This is a genomic window from Enterococcus sp. 3H8_DIV0648, from assembly GCF_002140655.1.
GTDB classification, from domain to species: Bacteria; Bacillota; Bacilli; order Lactobacillales; family Enterococcaceae; genus Enterococcus_A; species Enterococcus_A hulanensis.
Window position 1 is genome coordinate 556,812 of record NZ_NGLG01000002.1, and the last position, 1,791, is coordinate 558,602.

Annotated in this window: 2 protein-coding genes; both read left to right on the forward strand. The window is 35.6% G+C overall.

The features are described 5' to 3' along the window. Positions 1-83 precede the first annotated feature (83 nt). Positions 84-944: an AraC family transcriptional regulator gene (locus A5875_RS18915; RefSeq protein ID WP_176244757.1), complete on the forward strand. Its 861-nt coding sequence runs from the start codon at positions 84-86 to the stop codon at positions 942-944. A 39-nt stretch (positions 945-983) separates the two neighbouring features. Continuing rightward, positions 984-1,514, forward strand: a complete 531-nt coding sequence (locus A5875_RS18920) for a folate family ECF transporter S component (RefSeq protein ID WP_088935130.1) — start codon at positions 984-986, stop codon at positions 1,512-1,514. The last annotated feature ends 277 nt before the right edge of the window (positions 1,515-1,791 follow it).

Consider the following 1,791-nt stretch of genomic DNA (forward strand, 5'->3'; position numbering starts at 1 on the left):
TCGGCAAAGAGAAGAAAAGAGATTTCTCACATGATAATATGATGACAGATTAAATTAACAATGACTAAAGGATGGTGTGGCAAATGGATTGGATAAAAAGATTTCTCAATGCTATCGATTACATTGAGGATAATTTGACTAATGATATTTCCTTTGATGAGGCTGCGAGAATAGCTCTTTGTTCTAAAAACTATTTTCAAAGGATGTTTTCGTACGTTACTGGAATGACTTTAAGCGAGTACGCTCGACAACGAAGGATGACTCTTGCTGCATTTGATTTACAAAATAGTGATATGAAAGTTCAAGAAATCGGTGCCAAGTACAATTATGTTTCTCCTACCTCATTCCATAGAGCTTTTCGAGATATCCATGGAGTTTCCCCCTCACAAGCAAGAATTCCTGGTACAGAAATGAACTCATTTCCACGAATACATCTATCCATCTCAATGAACAGAGCTAGTAATTTGAGGTATAGAGTAGAAAAACGGGAGGAAATGCGCTTTGTTGGCGTAAGAACGTCTTTACCGAAAGATGTAAGTCAATATGAGAAATATTATGGAAAATTTTGGTTAAATGCGGCATCAGTTGGTGTAATAAAAAAGATTATAGAGCTTGAAGACAGTACAGAATCGGACATTTGTGGATTAATCAAAGAAGATGAGAACGGACCATCCTATTACCTTGCGATTCGTACTAATAAGTCAGTGCCTAAAGGTATGACTGCAGTTACTCTACCTACCTCCAAATGGGCAGTATTTACTTATTTTGGTGATGAATTATTGACATACGAAGAGGCCAATAGACGATTTTTTACTGAATGGCTTCCTTTTAGTGGCTTTGAAGAAGCACAAATTGCAGAAATGAAGGTGTATCCGTTAAAAGAAGTTTTGGATGATCCAAAAGTTTACTGTTCAAAGTGTGAATTTTGGATTGCAATTCGATAATAATTATCCAGTGGTACAAAAATAGAACGGAGTTGACTTATGATTAGTAGTAAAACTAGAAAATTAACACTCGCAGCATTATTAGTAGGACTTGAGGTAATTTTAGGACGGCTAGGGTTCATGACGCCAATTATCTCAATTAATTTTTCATTTGTTCCCTTAATAATTAATGCAATCCTATTAGGTCCTGTATATGCGGCCTTTAGCTCAGGAATATCCGATATTATCGGCTCCTTTCTCTTGCCACAAGGGTTAGGCATATATTTTCCTGGATATACAATTTCAGCATTTCTAAGCGGCCTAATCTATGGATTAATACTTTATAAAAAAACTAGAAATTTCATTAGAATCAGTGTCGCTTGTTTGTTGACAGGAGTGTTTGTCAGTTTATTGTTGAGTACATACTGGGTGTACATGATGACTGACAAGGGATTCTGGGTATTGTTAACTACAAGAAGTATACAAGTTGGAATGATGATACCTATAAAAATCTTTACTACCTATACTTTGAGCTATAGAATCGCAAATTTAGCCTATAGGAACAATTTATCTGAGCATTCTCTGGATTAATCATTAGTTCTAGCTTCCTTTCCCTTCACTATCATTCTAAACAAAATGTGTGATTAACCGTAAGTGTCATATAGCAAAGTGTCTCGTTTCCTCCTGCAATGATTGTTAAACTAACTATTAGCAAACTTTAGAGAAGCTCAGCGTTCTCCTTATTCTATAGGATTGGACGCTGGGCTTTTAAATACACCATGGTATATGACGCTTACTTACTAAACTTAGGAACTTAGACATATTTAAAGTCGGACCTAAAGATAAAAAGTCCGCATTGTATTCTTAC

What these genes read in the sequence shown, in the direction of transcription:
- A5875_RS18915 (WP_176244757.1), top strand. Translation starts at nt 84, where the DNA reads ATGGATTGGATAAAAAGATTTCTCAATGCTATCGATTACATTGAGGAT.
- A5875_RS18920 (WP_088935130.1), top strand. Translation starts at nt 984, where the DNA reads ATGATTAGTAGTAAAACTAGAAAATTAACACTCGCAGCATTATTAGTA.